At 65.4% G+C, this 24,166-nt stretch carries 26 protein-coding genes and 1 riboswitch; of the genes, 13 read left to right on the plus strand and 13 right to left on the minus strand.

The window, feature by feature from the left end:
* The first annotated feature begins 12 nt into the window (after positions 1-12).
* The 6 genes from ACKI1H_RS30240 (at position 13) to ACKI1H_RS30265 (ending at position 5,751) form a co-directional block, all read left to right on the plus strand.
* A complete protein-coding gene (locus ACKI1H_RS30240) occupies positions 13-978 on the plus strand; it encodes a 2-hydroxyacid dehydrogenase (protein WP_440467238.1) in 966 nt (321 codons plus the stop codon).
* Positions 975-1,739 carry a DUF3658 domain-containing protein gene (locus ACKI1H_RS30245; protein WP_440467239.1) on the plus strand — a complete coding sequence of 255 codons (765 nt, stop codon included), beginning with the start codon at positions 975-977 and terminating at the stop codon, positions 1,737-1,739. The genes ACKI1H_RS30240 and ACKI1H_RS30245 overlap by 4 nt, the downstream gene beginning before the upstream one ends.
* A gap of 52 nt (positions 1,740-1,791) precedes the next feature.
* The gene (locus tag ACKI1H_RS30250) at positions 1,792-2,793 is read left to right on the plus strand and encodes a methyltransferase (RefSeq protein ID WP_440467240.1); all 1,002 of its coding nucleotides are present in this window, start codon (positions 1,792-1,794) and stop codon (positions 2,791-2,793) included.
* Between the two features lie 120 nt (positions 2,794-2,913).
* Entirely contained in the window at positions 2,914-4,371 is a 1,458-nt protein-coding gene (locus tag ACKI1H_RS30255) for an amino acid permease (RefSeq protein ID WP_138522387.1), read from the plus strand.
* A gap of 44 nt (positions 4,372-4,415) precedes the next feature.
* Positions 4,416-4,535: riboswitch (yybP-ykoY riboswitch) on the plus strand.
* A 90-nt stretch (positions 4,536-4,625) separates the two neighbouring features.
* A complete protein-coding gene (locus tag ACKI1H_RS30260) occupies positions 4,626-5,207 on the plus strand; it encodes a TMEM165/GDT1 family protein (protein ID WP_138522165.1) in 582 nt (193 codons plus the stop codon).
* A 100-nt stretch (positions 5,208-5,307) separates the two neighbouring features.
* Positions 5,308-5,751 (plus strand): ketosteroid isomerase-related protein, encoded by a 444-nt coding sequence (locus ACKI1H_RS30265; protein ID WP_440467241.1) that lies wholly within the window; start codon positions 5,308-5,310, stop codon positions 5,749-5,751.
* A gap of 201 nt (positions 5,752-5,952) precedes the next feature.
* Here the strand turns inward: ACKI1H_RS30265 and ACKI1H_RS30270 are convergent, their stop codons facing one another.
* Positions 5,953-6,936, minus strand: coding sequence for an NAD-dependent epimerase/dehydratase family protein (locus ACKI1H_RS30270; protein WP_138522169.1), 984 nt, complete (start codon positions 6,934-6,936; stop codon positions 5,953-5,955).
* A gap of 92 nt (positions 6,937-7,028) precedes the next feature.
* Entirely contained in the window at positions 7,029-7,847 is an 819-nt protein-coding gene (locus ACKI1H_RS30275; protein WP_138522171.1) for a M48 family metallopeptidase, read from the minus strand.
* Between the two features lie 429 nt (positions 7,848-8,276).
* Here ACKI1H_RS30275 and ACKI1H_RS30280 point away from each other — a divergent pair, with 429 nt between their 5' ends.
* Complete coding sequence (locus ACKI1H_RS30280) at positions 8,277-10,409, plus strand: methyl-accepting chemotaxis protein (RefSeq protein ID WP_440467242.1); 2,133 nt, start codon at positions 8,277-8,279, stop codon at positions 10,407-10,409.
* Positions 10,410-10,618: 209 nt separating this feature from the next.
* Here ACKI1H_RS30280 and ACKI1H_RS30285 read toward each other — a convergent pair whose 3' ends face one another.
* Genes ACKI1H_RS30285 through ACKI1H_RS30295 form a run of 3 tightly spaced genes read right to left on the minus strand, consistent with a single transcriptional unit; the run spans position 10,619 to position 11,698 of the window.
* Positions 10,619-11,230, minus strand: a complete 612-nt coding sequence (locus ACKI1H_RS30285; RefSeq protein WP_138522175.1) for an SOS response-associated peptidase — start codon at positions 11,228-11,230, stop codon at positions 10,619-10,621.
* Between the two features lie 19 nt (positions 11,231-11,249).
* Positions 11,250-11,516, minus strand: a complete 267-nt coding sequence (locus ACKI1H_RS30290; protein WP_440467243.1) for a putative signal transducing protein — start codon at positions 11,514-11,516, stop codon at positions 11,250-11,252.
* Positions 11,516-11,698: a CPXCG motif-containing cysteine-rich protein gene (locus ACKI1H_RS30295; protein ID WP_138522179.1), complete on the minus strand. Its 183-nt coding sequence runs from the start codon at positions 11,696-11,698 to the stop codon at positions 11,516-11,518. Before ACKI1H_RS30295 ends, ACKI1H_RS30290 begins: the two co-directional genes overlap by 1 nt.
* Before the next feature lie 139 nt (positions 11,699-11,837).
* Between ACKI1H_RS30295 and ACKI1H_RS30300 the strand changes: the two genes are divergently transcribed.
* A complete protein-coding gene (locus ACKI1H_RS30300; RefSeq protein ID WP_440467244.1) occupies positions 11,838-12,998 on the plus strand; it encodes a 1-acyl-sn-glycerol-3-phosphate acyltransferase in 1,161 nt (386 codons plus the stop codon).
* A 38-nt stretch (positions 12,999-13,036) separates the two neighbouring features.
* Here ACKI1H_RS30300 and ACKI1H_RS30305 read toward each other — a convergent pair whose 3' ends face one another.
* A complete protein-coding gene (locus ACKI1H_RS30305; RefSeq protein WP_138522183.1) occupies positions 13,037-13,321 on the minus strand; it encodes a hypothetical protein in 285 nt (94 codons plus the stop codon).
* Positions 13,322-13,584: 263 nt separating this feature from the next.
* Here ACKI1H_RS30305 and ACKI1H_RS30310 point away from each other — a divergent pair, with 263 nt between their 5' ends.
* Positions 13,585-13,791, plus strand: coding sequence for a hypothetical protein (locus tag ACKI1H_RS30310; protein ID WP_440467245.1), 207 nt, complete (start codon positions 13,585-13,587; stop codon positions 13,789-13,791).
* Between the two features lie 69 nt (positions 13,792-13,860).
* Here the strand turns inward: ACKI1H_RS30310 and ACKI1H_RS30315 are convergent, their stop codons facing one another.
* Complete coding sequence (locus ACKI1H_RS30315; protein ID WP_017519726.1) at positions 13,861-14,448, minus strand: YajG family lipoprotein; 588 nt, start codon at positions 14,446-14,448, stop codon at positions 13,861-13,863.
* Between the two features lie 796 nt (positions 14,449-15,244).
* Here ACKI1H_RS30315 and mqo point away from each other — a divergent pair.
* Positions 15,245-16,738 carry a malate dehydrogenase (quinone) gene (mqo, locus tag ACKI1H_RS30320; RefSeq protein WP_440467246.1) on the plus strand — a complete coding sequence of 498 codons (1,494 nt, stop codon included), beginning with the start codon at positions 15,245-15,247 and terminating at the stop codon, positions 16,736-16,738.
* Positions 16,739-16,793: 55 nt separating this feature from the next.
* On the opposite strand, the gene ACKI1H_RS30325 is transcribed toward mqo, so the two are convergent.
* The 3 genes from ACKI1H_RS30325 to ACKI1H_RS30335 form a co-directional block, all read right to left on the minus strand.
* Positions 16,794-17,195 carry a VOC family protein gene (locus tag ACKI1H_RS30325; protein ID WP_138522189.1) on the minus strand — a complete coding sequence of 134 codons (402 nt, stop codon included), beginning with the start codon at positions 17,193-17,195 and terminating at the stop codon, positions 16,794-16,796.
* A gap of 232 nt (positions 17,196-17,427) precedes the next feature.
* Positions 17,428-17,715, minus strand: coding sequence for a PA4642 family protein (locus ACKI1H_RS30330; protein ID WP_054908634.1), 288 nt, complete (start codon positions 17,713-17,715; stop codon positions 17,428-17,430).
* Between the two features lie 98 nt (positions 17,716-17,813).
* Positions 17,814-18,224, minus strand: a complete 411-nt coding sequence (locus ACKI1H_RS30335; protein ID WP_425049008.1) for a hypothetical protein — start codon at positions 18,222-18,224, stop codon at positions 17,814-17,816.
* A gap of 225 nt (positions 18,225-18,449) precedes the next feature.
* Between ACKI1H_RS30335 and ACKI1H_RS30340 the strand changes: the two genes are divergently transcribed.
* The gene (locus ACKI1H_RS30340) at positions 18,450-19,367 is read left to right on the plus strand and encodes a LysR family transcriptional regulator (RefSeq protein ID WP_138522193.1); all 918 of its coding nucleotides are present in this window, start codon (positions 18,450-18,452) and stop codon (positions 19,365-19,367) included.
* On the opposite strand, the gene ACKI1H_RS30345 is transcribed toward ACKI1H_RS30340, so the two are convergent.
* From ACKI1H_RS30345 to ACKI1H_RS30355, 3 genes are all read right to left on the minus strand, one after another.
* The gene (locus tag ACKI1H_RS30345; RefSeq protein ID WP_440467247.1) at positions 19,351-20,775 is read right to left on the minus strand and encodes an aldehyde dehydrogenase family protein; all 1,425 of its coding nucleotides are present in this window, start codon (positions 20,773-20,775) and stop codon (positions 19,351-19,353) included. The genes ACKI1H_RS30340 and ACKI1H_RS30345 overlap by 17 nt on opposite strands.
* 131 nt (positions 20,776-20,906) lie before the next feature.
* Complete coding sequence (locus ACKI1H_RS30350) at positions 20,907-21,380, minus strand: WbuC family cupin fold metalloprotein (RefSeq protein ID WP_138522197.1); 474 nt, start codon at positions 21,378-21,380, stop codon at positions 20,907-20,909.
* Positions 21,381-21,382: 2 nt separating this feature from the next.
* Positions 21,383-21,940 (minus strand): hypoxanthine-guanine phosphoribosyltransferase, encoded by a 558-nt coding sequence (locus tag ACKI1H_RS30355; RefSeq protein ID WP_017519718.1) that lies wholly within the window; start codon positions 21,938-21,940, stop codon positions 21,383-21,385.
* Between the two features lie 155 nt (positions 21,941-22,095).
* On the opposite strand from ACKI1H_RS30355, the gene upp reads away from it, so the two are divergent.
* Both upp and ACKI1H_RS30365 read left to right on the plus strand, forming a co-directional pair.
* Positions 22,096-22,734 (plus strand): uracil phosphoribosyltransferase, encoded by a 639-nt coding sequence (gene upp / locus ACKI1H_RS30360; RefSeq protein ID WP_138522199.1) that lies wholly within the window; start codon positions 22,096-22,098, stop codon positions 22,732-22,734.
* Positions 22,735-22,737: 3 nt separating this feature from the next.
* The gene (locus ACKI1H_RS30365) at positions 22,738-24,039 is read left to right on the plus strand and encodes a uracil-xanthine permease family protein (RefSeq protein WP_138522201.1); all 1,302 of its coding nucleotides are present in this window, start codon (positions 22,738-22,740) and stop codon (positions 24,037-24,039) included.
* Positions 24,040-24,166: the final 127 nt, after the last annotated feature.

A 24,166-nucleotide genomic window follows, 5' to 3' on the forward strand; every position in this document is an offset into this window, starting at 1 on the left:
GTGTCATCGCTCATGAATCCTGCTCGCGCCGTCTTCCTCGACCATGCCTCCCTCGACCTCGGTGATCTCGACCTCGCGCCGCTGCGCGCGCCGTTCGGCGAACTGGTCCTGCACGGGCGCAGCGACACCCTGGAGGTGGCCGAACGACTGCGAGGCGCGCAGGTGGCGATCAGCAACAAGGTTCGCATCGGCGCCGAGGTATTCGAGCAGTGCCCGGACCTCAAGCTGATCCTGGTAGCCGCCACCGGCACCAACAACGTCGACCTCGACGCCGCGCGCCGGCACGGCGTGACCGTGAGCAACTGCCAGGGCTACGGCACCCCGTCGGTGGCCCAGCACACCCTGATGCTGCTGCTCGCGCTGGCCACCCGCCTGCCCGATTACCAGGCAGCGATCCGCGAAGGCCGCTGGCAGAAGGCGCCGCAGTTCTGCCTGCTGGACTTCCCCATCGTCGAACTGGAAGGCAAGACTCTCGGTCTGCTCGGCCACGGCGAACTGGGCGGCGCGGTGGCCAGGCTGGCCGAAGCCTTCGGCATGCGCGTTCTGTTCGGCGCCCTGCCCGGCCGCCCAGCCCGAGCAGACCGCCTGGCGCTGGACGAGCTGCTACCGCAGGTCGACGCCCTGACCTTGCACTGCCCGCTGACCGACGCCACGCGCAACCTGATCGGCCAGCGCGAACTGGACCTGATGAAACCCGGCGCCTACCTGATCAACACCGCCCGCGGCGGCCTGGTCGACGAGCAGGCACTGGCCGACACCCTGCGCCGCGGCCATCTCGGCGGCGCGGCCTTCGACGTGCTCAGCGTCGAGCCACCCAGGGACGGCAACCCGCTGCTGGCCGGCGATATCCCGCGCTTCATCCTCACCCCGCACAGTGCCTGGGGCGCGCGTGAGGCCAGGCAGCGCATCGTCGGCCAGTTGAGCGAGAACGCCGCCGGCTTCTTCGCCGGCGAACCGCGTCGGGTGGTGGCGCCATGAGCCTGCACCTGGTCTGCGGCGACGGCGCCGCCGATGCCCTGCGCCGAGCCGTCGAGGCAGGCGTGCTGACCGAGAAGAAAATTCGCGTGCTGCCGGACGACCTCGCGGTCGGCCCGCTGAGTGATGTGGATAACCCGCCCTGCCAGCAGCGCGCCGCGTTCTGGCATGAGCTGGGTGGCGAAGCCCTGCGCGAGCGGGAAATCGCCCTCGAGATGGCCACCGAAGTGAACTGGCTGCGCAGCCCGGACGTCAGTTCCGTCAAGCTCTGGCACGGCGACAGTGCCAGCGAGCAACTAATGTTGCGCCGCGTCTGCGCGCTGTTGCCGGCGAACATCATCCTACGCAGTGTTGGCGCCGGTAGCGGCCAGTGCCGCAGCGAAGACCGCCACGCCATCGCCATGCTCAAGCCCGTCGAACTGGCCAACGCCCTGGCCGCCAGCCACGAGCTGGACGTCGCCGAACGCCAGAGCCTGGCGGCGGACTGGCAGCGTGCCCTGGCTGAAAACGCCGAGCTGCGCCTGTGGCTGGATGGCCAACTGAACGGCGCCGGTTACGCGCACATCGACCGCATCCTGCTGGATAGCGCCAGCGAGTCCTGGCGCCCGGTGCAGTCGCTGATCGGCCCAACCATGGCCTATGTCGATGGCCTGTTCGTCAGCGACCTGCTGGCCGCCTGGCGCCTGCGCGAACAAGTCGCGGCAGGAGCGCTGGAACTGCGTGGCGACGACTTCTGGAAGAACGCCGAGGTACGGCTCGCCTAGGCTCGGCCACGGCAGCCCTGCTAAACTCGCGCCCTTTTTTCGAGGAGGCCGCATGTCCAACGCCCCTACCAGTGAAGTGCTGCTGCGCCAGATCGAGCGCTTCCAGGGCCGCGTCCTGCTCGCCGGCCTGCCCGCCGACGCCCTGCTCGGCGACTTGCCGCAGGCCCGGGGCTGGAGCTGGCACGCCGGCGACGCCCGGCAGCTCGATGGCCGCTATCCCGACCGCTGCCACTTCGGCGCGACGCCGCCCGATGGCCCGTTCGACGCCGCCGTGCTGTTCCTGCCCAAATCCCGCGAACTGACCGACTACCTGCTCGCCGCACTGGCCAACTGCGTACCGGACGGCGAGCTGTACCTGGTCGGAGAGAAACGCGCCGGCGTCGAACGCGCCAGCAAGCAGCTCGGCGAATTCGGCCGCGCCAGCAAGCTGGACAGCGCCCGCCACTGCCAGCTGTGGCACACGCACATCGACGGCGCCCCCGCCGCGCCTGATCTGCACGCCCTCGCGCAACGCTACGAACTGCCGTTGGCCGACGGCCCGCTGCAAGTCGTCACCCTGCCCGGCGTGTTCAGCCATGGCCGCCTGGATCGCGGCAGCGCGCTGCTGCTGGAGCACCTGGACAAGTTGCCGACCGGCCACCTGCTGGACTTCGGCTGCGGCGCCGGCGTACTCGGCGCCACGCTCAAGCGACGTTATCCACAGAGCCAGCTGACCCTGCTGGATGTCGACGCCTTTGCCGTCGAGAGCAGCCGCCTGACCCTGGCCGCCAATGGCCTGGAGGGCGAAGTGATCGCCGGCGACGGCATCGACGCCGCACCGGAGAACCTGGCCGCCATCGTCAGCAACCCGCCCTTCCACCAGGGCGTGCACACCAGCTACGCCGCCAGCGAACACCTGCTGCGCCAGTCGGCCCGCCACCTGGCGAGCGGCGGCGAGCTGCGCCTGGTGGCCAACAGCTTCCTGAAATACCCGCCGCTGATCGAACAGCACCTGGGCCCCTGCCGCACCCTGGCCGAGGCTGACGGCTTCCGTATCTACAGCGCCCGGCGCTGATCCCAGGCTCGCACTACACTCCACCGAGCCTGCCCGGATCGGCGCACCGCCGCTCGCCCTGAACTATCGAGGACACCCGTGAATCGCAGAATCAAAGATGACGTCGAACTGACTTTCGCCATGGGGCCGAAAGAGAAGCCGCATCACCTCAAGCGCTCTCTGAAACCGCGCCATCTGAACATGATCGCCATCGGCGGCTCCATCGGCACCGGGTTGTTCGTCGCCTCCGGCAGTACCATCGCCACGGCGGGACCGGGCGGCGCGCTATTGGCCTATGCACTGATCGGGTTGATGGTGTTCTTCCTCATGACCAGCCTCGGCGAGCTGGCCGCTTACATCCCAGATTCCGGCTCGTTCTGCACTTATGGCAGCCGTTTCATCGACGATGGCTTCGGTTTCGCCATGGGTTGGAACTATTGGTACAACTGGGCGGTAACCATCGCTGCGGAGCTGGTGGCGGCGCAGCTGGTGATGAAGTTCTGGTTCCCGGAAGTCTCGGGCATGTACTGGAGCGCCGGTTTCCTCGGCATCATGTTCATGCTCAACTTCTTCTCGGTGAAGGGCTTCGGCGAGAGCGAGTTCTGGTTCGCGCTGATCAAGGTCGTCGCGGTCGTGGTATTCATCGGCATTGGCCTGGCCAGCATCATCGGCATCATGCACGGCATCGACAGCCCCGGTTTCAGCAACTTCACCACCGGTGACGCACCCTTTGTCGGCGGCCTGCAGGCGATGATCGGGGTGGCAATGATCGCCGGCTTCTCGTTCCAGGGTACCGAGCTGATCGGCGTCGCCGCGGGCGAATCGGAGAACCCGCAGAAGTCCATTCCCATCGCAATCCGCCAGGTGTTCTGGCGAATCCTCATGTTCTACATTCTGTCGATCTTCGTCATCGGCATGCTGATTCCCTACACCGATCCGAACCTGCTCAAGACCGACAGCAGCGACATCAGCACCTCGCCCTTCACCCTGCTGTTCGAGCGCGCGGGTCTGGCCGCCGCTGCGGGCGTGATGAACGCGGTGATCCTCTCGGCGATCCTCTCGGCGGGCAACTCGGGCATGTATGCCTCCACCCGGATGCTCTACACCATGGCCACCCAGGGCAAGGCGCCGCGCCTGTTCACCCAGGTGTCCGAAAGCGGCGTGCCGCGCTATGCCCTCTACGCCACCACGCTGATCGGCGCGCTGTGCTTCCTCACCAGCTTCATCGGCGACAAGACCGTCTACACCTGGCTGCTCAACGCCTCGGGCATGTGCGGCTTCATCGTCTGGCTGGGCATCGCCGTGTCGCACTACCGTTTCCGCAAGGGCTTCGTGTTGCAGGGCGGCAACCTCAACGACCTGCCCTACCGCGCCAAGTGGTTCCCCTTCGGCCCGCTGTTCGCCTTCGTCCTCTGCCTGATCATCACCCTGGGGCAGAACTACCAGGCCTTCGTCGGTGAGCACGTGGACTGGGCCGGCCTGATCGCCACCTACATCACCATCCCGCTGTTCCTCGCCATCTGGCTGGGGTATCGCTTCAAGAACAAGACCCGCTTCATCCGCTACGAAGACATGGACATTCGCCCCACCCGCGACTGATCCGACGCGCAGGCTTGCCCAAGTCCCAGGACTTGGGCAGAATGCGCCCCGTCCTAGGGGAGTAGTCTCCCGCGAGCGCCCTGCTCGCCCGGTACGCGTCAACACACTTGGTCCGCAGACCATGGCGCGTACGATCCAGGCCTGCAGCGTTCAGGCCGGGGTTTGACAAGACCTATGACACGAGCAACCTGACCCGGGGCGGGCAGGTGGCGCGTGTCATGGTGATTAGTCGACCCGCCCCCTTAGGAAGTCTGATGGAATCCCTCTTCGTCCCAACCCTGATCGTTGCCCTCGCGGAAATCGGCGACAAGACGCAACTGCTCGCCCTCGTCCTCGCCGCGCGCTTCCGCAAGCCCTGGCCGATCATCGCCGGGATCATCGCCGCCACCCTGGCCAACCACTTCGCCGCCGGCGCCGTTGGCAGCTGGGTCGCCTCGTTCTTCTCGGAAAGCACGCTGAGCTGGGTACTGGCCGTGTGCTTCCTGGCGGTCGCTGGCTGGACCCTGATTCCGGACAAGCTGGATGACGACGAAGAGGGCTCGCTGAAGAAGTTCGGCCCCTTCCTCACCACCCTGATCGCCTTCTTCCTCGCCGAGATGGGCGACAAGACCCAGGTCGCCACCGTGATGCTGGCCGCGCAGTACCCGCATTTCTGGCTGGTAGTCATCGGCACCACCCTGGGCATGCTGATCGCCAACGTGCCGGTAGTGCTGGCCGGCAACTTCGCCGCCGAGCGCCTGCCGCTGAACCTGATCCGCCGCCTGGCCGCCGCCGCCTTCGCCATCCTCGGCCTGGCCGCGATCTACCATGCGCTGAAGCTCTCCGGGGTGTTCTGACCGGTCGCTTTTCGTCGGGAGGCTGGCGCGCCGGCCAATGCCTGTGTATCGATGACGATACACAGTGGCGTTTCCGCTTCCCACGACAAAGGATGTCGCCATGCCGGAAAAAGACCTGAAGAAAGTCGCCCGCCACCACATCGACCTCGCCTGGAACAAGGGACACCTGGCGCTGGTGGAGCAGTTGCACAGCCCGGACTTCATCTACAAGAGCGCCTTCACCGCCCAGCCGCTGGACAATGCCGGCTACCGGGCGCTGGTGGAGGAGATCCGCAGTGGCATGGAGGACCTGGAAGTGGCCGTGGAGGAATGCATCCGCGAGGGCAGCAAGGTCTTTACCTGGAGCACCCTGATGGGCAGCATCGCCCGCCCGGTGTTGGGCTACCCGGCCAGTGATCGCATCGTCAGCATCTCGGCCATGGGCTTCTGGACCTTCAACAGCCAGAACCAGGTGCAGGAACTGTGCACCTTGTTCGACATGGAAAGTTTCCGCGCGCAAATGGGATTGCCCAACCGGCCCTTCGCCGAGAAAGCATTGCCCTGACAGAAAACCTGACCCAGCAAAAAGCCCGGACTCCGCCGGGCTTTCTGCTTTCTGTAGGAGCGCGCCATGCGCGCGATCGCGGGCATGGCCCGTCCTACACGTTGAGCTTTGTAGGATGGGTGGAGCGAAGCGATACCCATGCTGTCCATGCACAACATTGATGGGTATCGCTGCGCTCCACGCCATCCTACGAGTTGGTGATCAGAGGTAATCGTTGGCGTGGAACCAGGAAATGGCCCGCTCCAGCGTGTCCTCCAGCGGCACATGGGACTCGAAGCCCAGCTCCTCGCGCGCCTTGCGGCCGTCGAGGAACTGCCCACCGGCCATGACCTCGATGGCGGTGTCGTCCAGCAGCGGCATCTTGCCGGTCAGGCGGTAGCGCCAGCGGCCCAGTGTCGCCAGCGCGCGGGCACGGTGCAGCGGCATGGGTGTCGGCGCCGGCTTGCCCAGCAGCTTGGCGATGGTGGCGGTCAGCTCGCCCATCTCGATGTTGTGCCCGGTAAGCAGGTAGCGCTCGCCGACTCGACCGCGCTCAAGTGCCGTCAGCAGCCCGCGCCCGGCCTCGGAGGCATCGATGACGTTCCGCCGGCCTGGCACGTAGTGCAGCATCTCGTCGCGGCCGATGGCGGTGATCAGGCGCCCGGTAGTCGGGCCGATGTCCAGCTCGCCCAGCACCATGCCGGGAATCCCGATGACCACCGGCAGGCCGCCACGGGCCTGCTCGCGCGCCTGTTCGTCCAGCGCCCACTTGCACATCACGTAGGCGCTCTTGCCGGTGGGCAGCCCTTCGTAGAACAGCCCCTCATGCCCCGGCAGCCCCTGCGGGTGCGAGGGCATGGCGAAGGCCGAGCCGACGTAGAGGATGCGCGGCACCCTGGCCTGTAGGCAGGCGGCGTAGAAATGATTGGTCAGGTCCAGTGCGCTGGCCACCTCCTCCTGCCAGCGACGCGGGCGCACCGGGTAGTAGCCGGCGCTGAAGATCACCGCGTCCAGACCGCTGAGCGCGCGGGCCATGCCCTGATGATCGAAGAGTTCGGCTACCCGGCACTCAGGCTCGAGGTAGGCCAGGCGCTGGATCTGCGACGAGGGTCGGTGGATCAGCACCAGCTGGTGGCCGGCCGCCTTGATCGCGCGGGCGGCGTGGTGGCCCAGGAGCCCGGTGGCTCCGAGTACAGCGATTTTCACGGGTGCTCCCTGTTCACTGGATAAAGCGGCGCAACCTTACGCCGCTCCTGGCCGTTCGAGAGAATCACGAACCACTGCTGAAAAACCATTGCTCAGCGGGTCTTGGCCTGCTCGTAGAGCGGCATGACCTTCGGGATGGCGGCCTGCAGGTTGGCCATCCGCGTGCTGTCCGCCGGGTGGGTGCTGAGGATTTCCGGCGGAGCGTCGCCTCCGGCCTGGCCCATCTTCTGCCACAAGGTAATGGCGGCGTTGGGGTTATAGCCGGCTCGCGCCGCCAATTCCAGACCTATCAGATCGGCTTCGTTCTCATTCTGCCGGCTGTTGGGCAGGGTCATGCTGTATTCGACGACCTGGTGGGCAAGGTCCACGCTGGTCTGGCCCAGGCCCAGCAACTGGCCGCCCAGGCCAAGGCCGACCTGTTCGGCATAGGCGCGGGACATCGCCTCGCGGCCGTGCTCGCGCAGGGCATGGGCGATCTCGTGGCCCATCACCGCGGCGAGTTCGTCGTCGGTCAGCTTCAGCTTATCGATCAGCCCGGTGTAGACGATGATCTTGCCGCCCGGACCGCAGTTGGCATTGAGCTCATCGCTCTGGATCACGTTGACTTCCCACTTCCACGAGGGCGCATCCTGGCGGAAGGCGCCGGTCTGCGGAATCAGGCGGTCGGCGATGGCCTTCACACGCTTGGCATCACTGCTGCTGGCATCCAGCTTGCCGGCCTGGGAGGCCTCGCTGAGGGTCTGCTGGTAGGACTGCGCATACATCTGGTCGACCTGCGCGCTGGACAGCATGCTGAACATGGTCTGTTTGCGCTCAACGCCGACAACGCCGCCGCTGGTGGTATTCACCTGCTGGCAAGCGGTCAGCATCAGCGCGGCGGCAAGGCCGGCAATACGGAAAACTCTGGGCATGTTGCTCTCCCGAAACAATGCAATCTCCCACGGACAGCGCGCATGGTAGGCCCACCCCCGATGCCCGGCAACTGGCAGGAAACAGCCGGCGCAGCAGTAACTTACGAAACCGCACCGACGCATCGGGAGGTGCCATGGGGCGCCTGTCGCGGCGTACACGGTGCGCGGCATCACGCCTGTGATCCACACCCGCGAGGTAGCCGCAGCCGGCGGCTGATTTCACTCCCGGAGAGGGATATCGAGGCGCTCGCTGCAGCCGAATAATTTCATTTTGACATCACATGCTAGACCTCCCGGTCAGCGCCGACAATCCTGCGACAAGCGGCACACAGCCGCGTTACAAGCCTTTACAACGACCGCCTAAGGAATTTCCACGGTCCTGCCGATACAGATAGACACGCAGGCCTCTGGCGCATTCCGGGTACCCGTATGAAATTCAAGTCGATCCAGTTTTCCGTGGTGGCGCTGGCCGGTGCCAGCGTTCTGGCAGTGGTCGCAGCGCTGGTGCTCTACGCGCTGTTCGCCGGTTCGCGGACCCAGGCGCTGGTGCAGGAGCGCACCCAGGCCTTGCTTGAGCAGGTGATCAACGAACGCCTGGTGGCCATGGCCCGCGGTCAGGTCGCGCAGATCCAGCGCGAACTGGAATACCCCCTGACTGTCGCCCGCGACCTGGCCAATACCAACGCCCTGCTCGACGAGACCGACGCCAATGGCCAACCGCTGCTGGGCATCGGCCGCGCCGGCATGTCCAACCTGCTGCGCCAGACCGTGGCGCAGAACCCCAAGCTGCTCGACGCCTTCGCCGGCTGGGAGCCCAACGCCTTCGCCGGTAACGACAGCCAGTACTCGGGCCTGCCCGGCTACGACGCCAGCGGCCGCTTCATGCCCTGGTGGTACCGCAAGGATGGCGGCCTGACCGTGGAAGCCATGGGCGACACCCTGGAAAGCCAGAAGATGCAGCCCACCGGCGTGCGTGAAGGTGAGTACTACCTGTGCCCGAAAGAAAAGCACCAGCCCTGCATCATCGACCCGGCGCCCTATGAAATGGGCGGCAAGATGGTGCTGATGTCCTCGTTCAACGCGCCGATCATGGTCAAGGGCCAGTTCAAGGGCACCGTCGGCGTGGACCTGTCGCTGGACTTCATCCAGGACCTGCTCAAGACCGCCGACAGCCAGCTCTACGACGGCGCCGGCGAGATGGCGCTGATCTCCACCAACGGCCGCCTGGTGGCCTACACCAAGGACCCGGCCAAGCTCGGCGAATCCGCCAGCAGCGTGCTGGACGCCAATGAAGTGGCCAACCTGGCCAAGCTCACCCTCGACCAGCCGCTGACCTCGGTGGACAAGGAGCACGGCCACATCGAGCTGTTCCTGCCCTTCACCATCGCCGACTCCGGCGCGCGCTGGACGCTGATGCTGCAACTGCCGCAGGAAGCCGTGCTGGGCGACCTGAACCAGCTGCAGAGCGACCTGAAATCCCAGCGCGACAGCGATACCCTCGGCATGACCCTGGTGGGCCTGCTGATCGCCGGCATCGGCCTCGCCGTCATCTGGCTGGTCGGCCACGGCATCGCCCGCCCGCTGCGCCAGCTGGTCGGCATGCTTGACGACATTGCCCAGGGCGAAGGCGACCTGACCCGCCGTCTGACCAGCGACCGCGCCGACGAACTGGGCTCCATCGCCAAGGGCTTCAACACCTTCCTGGGCAAGCTGCAGGGCATGATCGGCCAGGTGGTGACCTCGGTGCAGCACGTCAGCGATTCCTCCGAGCACACCGCCGATATCGCCATCCGCACCAACCAGGGCGTGCAGAAGCAGCTGGCGGAAATCGAACTGGTGGCCACCGCGGTCCACGAGATGACCGCCACCGCCCAGGACGTGGCGCGCAACGCCACCCATGCCGCCGAAGCCGCCAACCACGCCGACCAGGCCGCGCACCACGGCAAGCGCATCGTTGAGAGCAGCTCCACGGCGATCCAGGCGCTGGCCAGCGAGATCGGCCGCGCCGTGGGCGTGGTGCAGTCGCTGGCCCGCGACAGCGAGAACATCAACGCGATCCTGGTGGCCATCCGCGGCATCGCCGAGCAGACCAACCTGCTGGCGCTCAACGCCGCCATCGAGGCCGCCCGTGCCGGTGAGCAGGGCCGCGGCTTCGCAGTGGTCGCCGACGAAGTACGCAACCTGGCGCAGAAGACCCAGCAGGCCACCGAGGAAATCCAGTCGATGATCCAGCAGCTACAGAACGGCACCCGCGAAGTGGTGCACGTGATGCAGCAGAGCCAGGACAAGACCGAGGACAGCGTGCGCCACGCCAGCGAAGCAGCCCAGGCGCTGGAGTCGATCACCCAGGCGGTGTCGGTGATCAACGACATGAACACCCAGATCGCCAGCGCCGCCGAGGAGCAGAGCGCAGTGGCCGAGGACATCAACCGCAACGTCAGCAACATCGGCATGGTCGCCAACCAGGTGGCCGGCGGCGCCGATGAAGCCTCCCAGGCCAGCGCCGAGCTGACCAAGCTGGCGGAGCAGCAGCGCCGGCTGGTGAATCAGTTCAAGGTGTAGGTCCAGCGCCGCGTACTGTTCCCGTCGGAGCAACTGTCTTCGTCTGAAAGGCCGTGTCAGGGCGCCCCCTCACCCCATCCCTCTCTCGGAGGGAGAGGGGGCAGATCGCGCCGGCTGATGCCATGGCTTCATCCTGCACCGAACGATCCCCTCTCCCGCTTGCGGGAGAGGGCTAGGGTGAGGGGCTCTTGATCTTGTGGGGGGCGACGTCAGGCGGGGGTGAGACACTCCGGCCCGTTGCAGGTCGGATCATTGATGAAGTTCGCCAGCGCCTGCTCGCGCAGCCGCGCCTGGGGCAATTGCAGCAGTTCGAGCAACCGCGCCGAGGGCGTCTCGTTCGACAGCCATTGCGCCTGCTCGGCAGCATCGAGGATCAGTGGACGACGCATGCCGCCCGCGTCCTGGGTGAGCATCGCCACGCTGTAATAGGTGTGGCCCTCCACCGGATACGCCTCCCACACCCCCGCAAAGCAGATCAGCCCGCCACCGGAAATCCAGTGCGGCCGCTTGCGCACGCCGCGCCACTCGTAGAAGCCGTTGGCCGGCAGCAGGCAGCGGCGCAGGGCGAAGGCGTCACGGAACATCGGCTGTTCGGCGATGGTCTCCGTGCGGGCATGGGCCGGGGTTCGCGACAGGTCCTTCAGCCAGGCCGGCGTCAGGCCCCAGCGTGCGAGGTCGGCATGGCGCGCGCTGCTCTCTTCGCGCAGCATCAACACGCGGGCGCCGGGCGCAATACTCCACTGCGGCTGCAGGTCGGCGGGGAAGCCGGCGCTGTCGGCCAGCTCGCGGTTCCAGCGGAACAGGGCATAGCGGCTGGTCATCGGGACTCGTTGATGGAATTCAGCAAAGCAGGACGCCAGGGCCGCCTTCGTGATCGTCAGCGGGCCCCGGCAGGGGTTGCGCGGCATTGTACGCGGCGATCAGCTCCCGCGCCCGCTCGGCCACGTCATCCTCCACCCACAGGTGCAGCAGGCCCATGCCCGGCAGCTCGCCGATACCGCCGACAAGGTGGCGTCCGCCCAGGTGCGACGAAATGCCCTCGTTGGCCAGCATGCCGCCCAGCAGTTCGGCTTCGATCAGGTCGGCGGGTGCGTAGATTCGCTGCATCAATCGTCCTCGCGCTGAACGTCCAGGGTCCATTCCACCCCATCGGTGTGGAGCTGGAACAGGATCGGCCGGCAACAAACCGGGCAATCTTCATAGTAGCTCTGGTCGCCCCCGGAAAGGTCGAGCACGGCCTCGGCCGGCTCGCCGCAATAGGGACAGGAATAGGCCTGACTTTCGAGCATCGCTGGTTCCCCCGTGACTTCCGTTTATAATCGCGCGGTCTTTTTGGGTGCCCGCCAGGCCGGTGAGTCGGCGGCATACCCTTCCGGACCGTCTACTTCGCGGTTCCGACCCGTGATACCCCCAGAATTCATAGAGAGCATGATGGGCGAGTTCGAAGCCATCCGACCGTACAACGACGCCGAAGTCCCGGCTGTCCTGCAGCGCCTGCTGAGCGATGACGCCTTCCTCGGCGCGCTGGCGCGTTACCGTTTCCCGCGTCTGTCCGGCCCGTTCGGCTGGCTGCTCAGACCTCTTATAGCCCATCGGCTGGCCCGCGAAGTCACTGGCATCCGCAGTGTCGTCGCGCTGCAGGACAAGTTCGAGCCGTACGTCGACCGGACCATCGAGCACGCCACCGACGGTGTTACCTATTCGGGCGTCGAACGCCTGAAGTCCGGCCGCGCCTACCTGTTCATCGCCAACCACCGCGACATCGTGATGGACCCGGCCTTCTGCAACTATGCGATCTTCCACGCCAAGCTGCCGACGCCGCGCATCGCCATCGGCGACAACCTGCTGCAGAAGCCCTTCGTCAGCGACCTGATGCGCCTGAACAAGAGCTTCATCGTGCACCGCTCCATCAGCGGTCGCCGCGAGAAGCTGGCGGCGTACCAGAACCTCTCGGCCTACATCAATCATTCGATCTGCCAGGACGTCCAGTCGATCTGGATCGCCCAGGCCGAGGGCCGCGCCAAGGACGGTAACGACCGCACCGACTCGGCGATCCTCAAGATGTTCCACATGAGCCGCAAGGACGAGCCGTTCGCCGAGGTGATCCGCGAGCTGCACCTGATCCCGGTGTCCATCAGCTACGAATACGACCCCTGCGACGCCGCCAAGGCCCGCGAGCTGTTCACCCGCGCCACCACCGGCGAGTACAAGAAGGCGCCAGGCGAGGACGACCGCAGCATCGTGCAGGGCATCACCGGCTACAAGGGCCGGGTGCACATCAACTTCGGCGAAGAGATCACCGGCGACTTCGCCGACGCCAAGCAGCTCGCCGCCGAACTGGACCGGCAGATCCTCGGCAATTACCGCTTGTTCCCGGTGCACTACCTCGCCTACGAGGCCTCCGAGCTGCGCGACGCCGCACTGAACGTGCCGCGCGCCGAGACCCTGTTCAAGGCCGAGGAACTGCAGCGTGCGCGCACCGAATGGGAGCGTCGCCTGGGCGAATGCCCCGCCGAGCAGCGCGGCCACCTGATCCTGCAGTACGCCAACCCGGTGTTGAACCAGTACCGGCTCAAGCAGCCGGCATGAAAAAAGGCGCCCTCGGGCGCCTTTTTTCTTCTCGTCGGTTATTGGCCGAGCTGCGTGCTGTACCAGCTCACCGCCATGGCCAGGGCCATGCAGGCGAAACCGAAACGGTAGAAGAAGCGGTTCATCCGCGCGGTCGGCTCGACGCTGTCCAGCGGCACCGGCGCGACTTCACTCTCAGCCGCCAGGCGTGCCAGGGCGAGGCGTTCGCGGCGGCGGGTCGCCAGCAGCAGCCAGCCTCCGGCCAGGGCGAAGAACAGGGCCAGGTCGTTCACGATACGACCAGGATGGGCCTGGAAAAGACTCCAGAGCGCCTGCAGCGACATCACAACCTCCGCTTCAGAACTGCACACCATCGACTTCGAAGCAAAGCGGGGGTCAGTCTGGACGAACGGGCATGGCCCGTCATGGATGAGAAACAATCGACGCGCATTTTATCCGCTGGCCCACCCTCGCAGCCAGCGCGCAACGCTTATTTACGACGAGCGTAAGAGTTATCGAGAAATGGTCTAAGACCTCTCCCGCGCCCTGGCACGTTGCTGGCTTGAACGAATTCTGCAAACCCGGTCTTTCGCCAAGGAGATTCGCCATGCTCAACATCGTCCCCCACGAAAATGCCTACCTGATCGAACACCTCGAAGAAATCGAGGCCGTGGTCGTCGAACTCTCGTTCAACGTCCAGGACGACCACTGGCTGGTCTACACCCAGGCCTGCGGCCACGAGCACCTGGACCTGCCGGAAGCCGACGAGCGCATGCGCCTGGTCGAGGTCGACCCATACCGCCAGGCCGCCTGATCGCTGCGCTTCAGGCGCCCATGAAAAAGCCCGGCATTGACCGGGCTTTTTTCTGTCCGAACAGATCGATCAGCGCTGGTTCAGCGTCTGGCCAATGGTCGGGTCCTTGAACACGCGAGTCAGCGCGTCGCTGAGCACTTCGCTCACCAGCTTGGTGTTGGTCGCCTGGTTGGGCGCCATGCCGAAACGCTGGTTGGTCGAGGCTCCGTAGCGGCCGCTGTAACGGCGGGTACCGCTCTGCACGTCAGCGCGGAAGGTAGCGCCGATGTCGGCCTCGGTGACGTACATGCCTTCCTTGGGCGACTGGTACTTCAGCTCGGCCAGGGTCAGGGTCAATTGCGGCGCGTTGTAGGCGTTGGCCGACGGGGTGAAGCCCAGCAGGCGCACGGCGGTCTCAGCCTGCAGCTGCAGCTTGGGGATCACGTCTTCGCTGCGCACGGTCAGCTGGCTGGTTTCCGAATACAGGCCACCACGGGTACCCAGCGCGGTGCTCGGGCGACCGTCGACGACTTTCACCACTACCGGCTGGCCCTGGCCAACGGCGGCGACAGGCCCCTTGAACTCGGGGGTCGGGTTGAGTTGTTGCGGGCTGAGGGCGCAGCCGGTCAAGGTCAGGCTGGCGGCAGCGATAAAGCCGAGCAACAGGCGAGGCAGCATGCTCATCTCTCCATGGGGTAAGCGATGGCCGGCAGTATACCGGCGGGCAGCGCGGTCAGATAGCGCTTGGCCATTGGACGCGGAACCCGTTCTCAGGGTTCCCTCGCCGCGCGTCGATAGGCCGCCTTGACCCAGCTGGAGGCAAGACGCACCGGGAGGGGGCACAAATGGGGAATCAAGGGGTACACACTAGGAAAAAAGTCTAAGGTGCAGAGCTTTTTTTTGTGTTTCGCCGTTATAATCGCCCCCCGATTATAAGGACGCCTCCTGGTCGGGCCCCGCACGATGCCGACACACCGTGTCTCGCCTCTGCCACCCCTCAAAGAGAGTCGCCACTCGCCTCGGTCACTGGCCGTCGCGCTTTGTACGTTCGTTGCGCAGAACTTGGCAAGGATGCAGCCGCCCCCTCCGCACGGAGACCGGACCGGCCCGCGACGACGATCCCCTTTGAGCTTCACGCCTCCAAAAGAGCGTGATCGAAGGTTTTTCACTACTTCACGAGAGTGTGGCGAGCAATGAAGAGTTTTGCGTTGGTAGCACCATTAACGTCTGACCCCGCAGCACTGAATCGCTTTTTCGGCACCGGAAGCCGCGCATAAGCGCCACTCCCCGATGCACTTGCGGATGACTTGTCCGTCCGTGGATTGCCGAGAAGGTGCGCATTCCCCTCCTCCGATCCCGGCCCGAGACATTCGCGAAAGGTCTTTTGACCTGAGAAGAATTCGGACAATTGTTTTGCGCAGTGGGCGCGAAACCTCTGTCACAACTGGCTGCTGATAGTTTTGGAGACGCGTTAATGGCGCAGAACGAAATCGAATCGATGGACGTGCTGCTGGTCGGCGCCGGCATCATGAGCGCAACCCTGGCTGTCCTGCTCAAGGAAGTCGATCCGGGCGTGAAGCTCGAGATCGTCGAACTGCAGGAATCCGGAGCCATCGAGAGTTCCAACCCGTGGAACAACGCCGGTACCGGTCACGCCGGCCTCTGCGAGCTGAACTACACCCCGCAGGCGGCCGACGGCTCGATCGACATCAAGAAGGCGGTGAACATCAACGCCCAGTTCGAGGTGTCCAAGCAGTTCTGGGCCTACCTGACCGGGAAGGACGCCTTCGGCGCACCGCGCAACTTCATCAACCCCGTTCCGCACATGAGCTTCGTGCGTGGCAAGGACATTCCGTTCCTGAAGAAGCGCCATGAGATGCTCAGCCAGCACCATGCCTTCACCTCGATGGAATACACCGAGGACCGCGCGAAGATCGCCGACTGGGCCCCGCTGACCATCCCCGGTCGCCCGGCCGACGAGCAGGTCGCGATGACCCGCGTGGAAAGCGGCACCGACGTCAACTTCGGCGCCCTGACCAACCAGCTGCTGGGCTACCTTTCCAGCCGCGAAGGCAGCGAAGTCCGCTACTTCCAGAAGGTCGTGGGCCTCGAACGCTCCGGCGACGGCTGGCTGGTGGACATCAAGAACACCCAGACCGGCGAAGCGCGCAAGGTCAAGGCGAAGTTCGTCTTCCTCGGCGCCGGTGGCGGCGCTCTGCCGCTGCTGCAGATGTCCGGCATTCCGGAAAGCAAGGGCTTCGGCGGCTTCCCGGTGAGCGGCCAGTGGCTGCGTTGCGACAACCCGGAAGTGGTCAAGCACCACCAGGCCAAGGTCTACAGCCAGGCCGAAGTGGGCGCCCCGCCGATGTCCGTGCCGCACCTGGACACCCGCGTGGTCGAGGGCAAGACCTCCCTGCTGTTCGGCCCCTACGCCGGCTTCTCCACCAAGTTCCTGCGTCACGGTTCGTTCCTCGACCTGCCGCTCTCGGTGCGCACCAGCAACCTGCTGCCGATGCTCGCCGTAGCTCGCGACAACATGGACCTCACCCGCTACCTGGTGAAGGAAGTCATGCAGTCCATGGACCAGCGCATCGAAGCCCTGCGCAAGTTCTACCCGGAACTGACCCCGGCCGACTGGCGCCTCGAAACCGCTGGCCAGCGCGTGCAGATCATCAAGAAGGACCCGAAGAAAGGCGGCATCCTGCAGTTCGGTACCGAACTGGTGGCGGCCCAGGACGGCAGCATCGCCGCCCTGCTCGGCGCTTCCCCGGGTGCCTCGGTCACCGTCTCGATCATGCTGGGCCTGCTGGAGCGCTGCTTCCCCGAGCGCTACAAGTCGGCCGAGTGGACCGCGAAGCTCAAGGAGATCTTCCCGGCCCGCGAGAAGCAGCTGGAAACCGACGCCGCGGTATACCGCGAAGTCAACCAGATGACCGCCGACCGTCTGCAGATCGTCGCCGCGTCCTGAGTGCTGCACTCCTGAAAAAGCCCGCCATCCAGCGGGCTTTTTCGTTTCTGCCGATTCAATGACAGCTCACCATCCAGCCGACGCCGAAGCGGTCGGTGAGCATGCCGAAACGTTGGGCCCAGAAGGTCTTTTCCAACGGCATCTCGACTCGCCCCTCATCCGCCAACGCGGCAAACGCCTTTTCCGCCGCCACGACGCTGCGCAGCGTCAGGTGCAGGGAGAAGCCATTGAAAGCGGCGTTATGCTCGCCACGACCGTCGGACAGGAAAACCTCCGTCTCGCCGATCTGCAGGCTGGCGTGCATCACCTTGTCCAGCCAGCCATCGGGTACTGGCGACGGGCCCGGCGCCTCCTCGAAGCGCATCATCGCGCCGAGCTGGGCACCCACCGCATGCTGGTAGAAGGCAATAGCCTCATCGGCACGACCATGGAAAAACAGATAGGGCTGTACTTGCACGGCTTCATCCTCGCCTTGTCGTTATCGTTCTGAGGGAAAGTCTAGGCGGGGATTCGACGAGGGTCCGGCGAGTCTGTTCGTAGGATGGGGGGAGCGCAGCGATACCCATGCCGTTCGCGGCTCGGAAGTGATGGGTATCGCTTCGCTCCACGCCATCCTACATGGAGTTTTCCCGCTGAGTTCCCGAACAAAAAAGCCCGCACAAGGCGGGCTTTTCGGCGAATCGAAAGGATCAGCCGCGAGCAGCCTTGATCACCTCGATGTAGGGCTCGGCCTGGCGCTGGTCCTGGATCAGGGCAACGAAGTCCTTGCCTTGTGCATCCTTGGCAGACAGGTCGTAACCGGCTTCGACGAAGAAGCCGACGAAGCGCTCGAAGTCGTCGATGCGCAGGCCACGGTAGGCCTTGACCAGCTTGTGCAGGGACGCCGGGGTGTCGTCGGCCGGCTCCACGTCGAGGAACAGCTTGATCTCGGCGTCGTCGATTTCTTCGCCAATCACCTGCTTCTTGTCTTTACGCATCGCTCGCTTCTCTCTACGGCTGTCTCGGGGATCGCGGCCCGCATCGGCTCAGGCCGGGCACCACGGGTCGGGCAGTTTAACCCTGCGCAGGGCGCGGCTCAACGCGCACGCACCGCGCCGGTATGCAGGTCGGCCCAGATATGGCCGTTGCCGTAGGTGAGGAACTGCACGTAGACGGTGCCATTGCGCAGCAGATCGAGCAGTTGTGGATAAGCGGCCTGCGGGTAGTACAGGCTGAGCACCCGGGTCTTCTCGTCGTAGGCCGGTTTCTTCAGGCTCTTGCCCTCGGCGTCGAAGCTGATGACCACCTGGCTGATCTGCGCGCCCTTGCTCAGAGGCTTGCCCTTGAGGCGCAGCAGCGACGGCGTGGTGATCGGAATCGGCTGCTGGTTGGACTGGCGCTGGTTGCCCAGCACCACACTGTACTCGGTGACCTGCAGCAGTTGCTGTTGCTCCGGCTCACCCTGGCGCAGGCCGGCGTCGTCCGGTGGCAGGAACTGGCTGTGCATCGGCGCGGCAACGGCCCCGACGGCAAAACCGAGAGGTAGGCAGAACAGCAGCGCCAGCACGGCGCCCGGCATGCGAACGGACATCATCACCTCCGCGGGACAGGGCCGAGCACTCTAGCACGCGCCCGAAGCGCCACGACAGGCGCTCATGGCAAGCCCGGCGATACATTGATAGCCTTCAAAGCAACACCCCTAATACATCGCCACTCACGAATCGAAACCGCCATGCTGCACAACGTCTCCGACCTCGACCTGCGCCTGCTGCGCATCTTCGCCTGCGTGGTGCGCTGTGGCGGCTTCTCCGCCGCACAGGGCGAGTTGGGCATGGGCCAGTCGACCATCAGCACGCACATCGCCAGCCTGGAGACTCGCCTGGGCTACCGCCTGTGCGAACGCGGCAAGAGCGGTTTTCGCCTGACCGAGAAAGGCGAGCGGGTGCTGGACTATGCGCAGAACCTGTTCGCCGCGCTGGGCGACTTCCGCGACCAGGTGCAGTCCCTCGCCGGGCGCCTGGTCGGCGAGTTGCACCTGGGCCTGGCCGACAATATCGCCACCCTGCCCGATGCACGCATCCACCAGACCCTGGCGCGCTTCAACCGCCGCGACCAGGACGTGCGCCTGCATTTCCTCATCGAATCCTCCAGCGAACTGGAGCGCCTGGTACTCAGCGGCCGCCTGCACCTGGCCATTGCCTGCTTCAGCCGGCGCCTGCCGAACCTGCGCTACGAGCCGCTGTACCACGAGCGAGTCGCGGTGTTCTGCGGGCGCGAGCATCCGTTGTTCGACAAGCCAGTGAGGAACGCGGGAGAGCTGGAGAGCTGCGACTGGATTCAGCACGGCTATGCAGTGGCCGACGTGCAGTTGCCGGCCGACCCGCAACGCAGCACGGCCTTCGCCCAGCACATGGAGGCAGTGCTCCACGCCGTGCGCGCGGGCACTCACCTGGGCTACCTGCCCACGCACTATGCCGAGCGCTGGGTGGAACAGGGCGAGATGCGCGCGCTGCTGCCGGACAGCCTCGGCTACGGCATCACCCACAGCCTGGTGGTACGCGACGAGCCGGGGCATAACGAAGCGCTCCAGGCGCTGGTCGAGGACCTGCGCCTGGAGCACGGGGTGGCGCCGATCAGCGCGGCGCGGTGATGTGCTTGATGTCGAAGAACGCGGACAACCCCCAAGGGCCTAGCTCGCGGCCGATGCCGCTGCGCTTGCCGCCGCCCCAGGAGGTCTGCGGGAACACCACCTGCGGCGAGTTCAGCCAGACGTTGCCAGCCTCCAGGCTCTCGGCAACGCGCTGGGCGCGCTCAAGATCGGCGCTGCACACGGTGGCGGCCAGGGCGAAATCACTGTCGTTGGCCTGACGCAGGGCGTCGGCTTCATCACTGAAGGTGCGCACACACAGCACCGGGCCGAAGATTTCCTCGCGCCACAGGCGGCTGTCAACCGGTACATCGGTGTACACGGTCGGCTGGATGAACCAGCCCTCGGCCGCTTCGCCGCCGGTCAGGCAAACCAGGCCTTCGTCACGAGCCACCGCGAAATAGTCGAGCACCTTGCGGTACTGCGCTTCGCTGGTCATCGGGCCCATGTCGGTCTCACCCTGTAGCGAATCCCCCACACGCAGGCCTTCCACCGCGACTTTCAGCTTCGCCAGCAGCGGCTGGGCGATGGATCTCTGCACCAGCAGGCGCGAGGTGGCGGAGCACATCTGTCCGGCGTTCCAGTAGACGCCGGCGATGATCCACTGCACGGCTTCGTCCAGGTCGCAGTCCTCGAACACCAGGATCGGCGACTTGCCACCCAGCTCCAGGCCGACCGGCAGGGTGCGAGCGGCGGCAGCTTCCATGACCTTGCGGCCGACAACGTTGCTGCCGGTGAAGGACAGCTTGGCGATGCCCGGATGGCTGCACAGGGCAGCACCGGCATCGGCCAGGCCCGGCACCAGATTCAGCACGCCGGCCGGCAGACCGATGGCGTCGGCGATCTCGCCCAGCACCAGTTCGATCAGCGGGGTGATTTCCGAGGGTTTGAGCACCACGGTGCAGCCCGCCGCCAGGGCCGGTGCGACTTTCCAGGCGCTGGTCACCAGCGGGAAGTTCCACGGCACGATCAGGCCGACCACGCCGATGGGCTCGAAGCGGGTCTGCGAGCGGTAACCGGCGTCCGGCAGGGCCACTTCGGCGTTCTGCCGGGCGTCCAGCTGGTCGGCCAGTTCGGCGTAGTAGGCGAAGGTGGCAATGGCGTCACCGATGTCGATTTCGGCTTCCAGACGCGGCTTGCCGCTGGCCTGCATCTGCAGGGTAATCAGCGTTTCACTGCGGGCTTCGAGCTGCTCGGCGAAAGCCCGCAGGTAACCGGCGCGTTGGGCGGCACTGGTCAGTTTCCAGTCGGTGAAGGCGCGCTTGGCAGCAGCGACGGCGCGCTCCACGTCGGATACACCGGCGCAGGCAACTTCCGGCAGCGCCTCACGGGAGGCGGGAGCGATCGGGCGCAGGACGGCGCCGCTGTCGGCGGCCTGCCATTGGCCATCGATATAAAGGAGACGGGACATGCGAACCTCGGACGGTTGTCTGGTGAGGGTCGCAGGATAGGCGGGGCATGCATCGGAAAAAATGCGTTCTTACCCATGCATACATCGATGTGAACAGATGCATCAGGGATCGGTAGGAGCGAGCAGGCGCCTCAGGCGAATTGGGAGCGCATCCACGCCAGATAGTCAGCAGCGCCCGGCTCGCCCTCGCGCGGCGCCCACTGCCCACGCTCGTCTTCGCCCAATGGCACGAAGGGGCCAGCCTTGGCTTCGAACATCACGCTGTCCGGCTCCAGCGCCACGATGGCGTGGAAAGTGCCCGGCGGCAGGTCTGCACCGACGCACTCGCCGCCCGCGCGCAGTACGCGGGTAGTCAGCAGTTCGCCACTGTCGGAGAAGACCAGCAGGCCCAGCGCGCCCTTCACGACCAGCAGGCTCTCGGCCTTGTCCGGGTGACGGTGGCAATGCGGCGGGATGTAGCTGTCGGGCTGCAGCGCATTGAGCAGGCGATGGCAGGGCTCGGTCTGCTCATGGAAATTGTGGTTCTGCCGGCGCCGGGGGCTGGCGGCGGCACGGGCCGCGACCTCATCGAACAGCGCACTGTCGAGAAAACGCGGTCCGCTCATCCTCAGAGACCTTTTACGGCAAAGATGCCGGCGGCGTTACGCCAGTAGCCCTTGTAGTCCATGCCATAGCCGAAGATATAGCGGTCGATGCAGGACAGCCCAACGTAGTCGGCCTTCAGGTCCGGACGGGCCTTGCGGTCGTGGTCCTTGTCGATCAGCACGGCGGTGTGCACGCGCTTGGCGCCGGCGTGCTTGCAGAAATCCATGATCGCCGAGAGGGTGTGCCCTTCGTCGAGGATGTCGTCGATGATCAGCACTTCGCGATCAATGAAGGAGATCTCCGGCTTGGCCTTCCAGAACAGCTCGCCACCGGTGGTCTCGTTGCGGTAACGGGTCGCATGCAGGTAAGAGGCTTCCAGCGGGAAATTCAGCAGCGGGAGCAGCTTGCCGGAGAAGATCAGGCCACCGTTCATCACGCAGAACACCACCGGATTGGTGTCGGCCAGCGAGCCATTGATGGCCTCGGCCACACGGGCGATGGCGGCCTCTACCTCGGCGTTGGTGTACAGGCAGTCGGCTTCGGCCATGACTTGGCGGATGTGCGCGAGATCGACGGACATGGGGGTTCTCCCGTGAAAAAGTGCGCAAAGGTACCTATCGGCGTGCCACGGAGCAAGGGTCAGCGGACGAATGTCGCCGACAATCGTGGCCCAAGGTAGCTAGGATGCATTACGCTACCGCAATTTTTTTGCCAGCCCGTCCGGAGAACCCATCCATGCCCGTCCTCGAGATCCGCCATCCCCTGATCCGCCACAAGATCGGACTGATGCGCCGTCACGATATCAGTACCAAGAATTTCCGCGAGCTGGCCCAGGAAGTAGGCGCCCTGCTGACCTACGAGGCGACCAAGGACCTGCCGCTGGAGAACTACGAGATCGAAGGCTGGGCCGGCCCCGTGCAGGTCGAGAAGATCGCCGGCAAGAAGATCACCGTGGTGCCGATCCTGCGCGCCGGCATCGGCATGCTCGACGGGGTGCTCAGCCTGATCCCGGGGGCCAAGGTCAGCGCCGTGGGCGTGGCGCGCAACGAAGAAACCCTCGAAGCGCACACCTACCTGGAAAAGCTCGCACCGGACATCGCTGAGCGCCGTTCGCTGATCATCGACCCGATGCTGGCCACCGGCGGTTCCATGGTCGCCACCATCGACCTGCTCAAGAAAGCCGGCAGCAAGGACATCCGCGCCATGGTGCTCGTGGCTGCTCCCGAAGGGATCAAGGCGGTCAACGATGCGCATCCGGACGTGCTCATCCTCACCGCCTCCATCGACCAGTGCCTGAACGAGCACGGTTACATCATGCCGGGCCTGGGCGACGCCGGTGACAAGATCTTCGGCACCAAGCAGAAGGACACCTGATCGATGGCCGATGAATTCAACGAACCGCTGTGGCGCCAGATCATTTCTGGCGCCCAGATGCTCTTCGTGGCCTTCGGCGCGCTGGTACTGATGCCGCTGATCACCGGCCTGGACCCGAACGTCGCGCTGTTCACCGCCGGCTTCGGCACCTTGATGTTCCAGATCGTCACCGGTCGTCAGGTGCCGGTGTTCCTGGCCTCGAGCTTCGCCTTCATCACCCCGATCATCCTCGCCAAGGGCCAGTTCGGCCTGGCGGCGACCATGGGCGGCGTGGTGGCGGCGGGCTTCGTCTACACCTTCCTGGGCCTGGCGGTGAAGATCAAGGGCACCGGATTCATCGACCGCCTGCTGCCACCGGTAGTCATCGGCCCGGTGATCATCTCCATCGGCCTGGCCATGGCGCCGATCGCCGCCAACATGGCGATGGGCAAGGCCGGTGACGGCACCGAGCTGATCCCCTACAAGACCGCCATGTTCATCTCCATGCCGGCGCTGCTGACCACCCTGATCGTCGCGGTGTTCGGCAAGGGCATGCTGCGCCTGGTTCCGATCATCGCCGGCGTGCTGGTGGGCTACGGCCTGTCCTTCGCCTTCGGCGTGGTCGACGTGGCCAAGATCGTCGCCGCCCCCTGGCTGGAGCTGCCGAAGTTCACCGCGCCGGAATTCAACTGGCAGGCCATCCTGTTCATCGTCCCGGTGGCGCTGGCTCCGGCCATCGAGCACATCGGCGGCGTCATCGCCGTGGGCGGCGTGACCGGCAAGAACTACCTGAAGACCCCGGGCCTGCACCGCACCCTGCTGGGCGACGGCATCGCCACTTCCACCGCCGGCCTGTTCGGCGGTCCGCCGAACACGACCTACGCGGAAGTGACCGGCGCGGTGATGCTGACCAAGAACTACAACCCGAAGATCATGACCTGGGCGGCGGTGTTCGCCATCAGCCTGGCCTTCGTCGGCAAGTTCGGCGCCATCCTGCAGAGCATTCCGGTACCGGTGATGGGCGGCATTCTCTGCCTGCTGTTCGGCACCATCGCCTCGGTGGGCATGAACACCCTGATCCGCCACAAGGTGGACCTGTCCCAGGCGCGCAACCTGTGCATCGTCTCGGTCACCCTGGTGTTCGGTATCGGCGGCGTGCTGATCGGCACCGGCACCGGCCCGGACGACTTCGGCCTGAAGGGCATCGCCCTGTGCGCCATCGTCGCCATCCTGCTGAACCTGATCCTGCCCGGCGAGGAAGGCTGGGAAAACAAGGCGCTGGAACAAGGCGCCGGCGACTCATCGGCCGACAAGCCCGCCGAGTGAGCCCTGGGCGCCGCCTCACGGCGGCGCCCTGCCCACACAAAGTCAGGCGAACGCAGCATGCCGAACAAGGTCCACTCAGCATGACAGTTCGAACCCGACAGGAGGCAATCCCCATTCGCTTCGCCTC

Source organism: Pseudomonas sp. YH-1 (genome assembly GCF_051990045.1).
Lineage (GTDB): Bacteria > Pseudomonadota > Gammaproteobacteria > Pseudomonadales > Pseudomonadaceae > Pseudomonas > Pseudomonas nicosulfuronedens.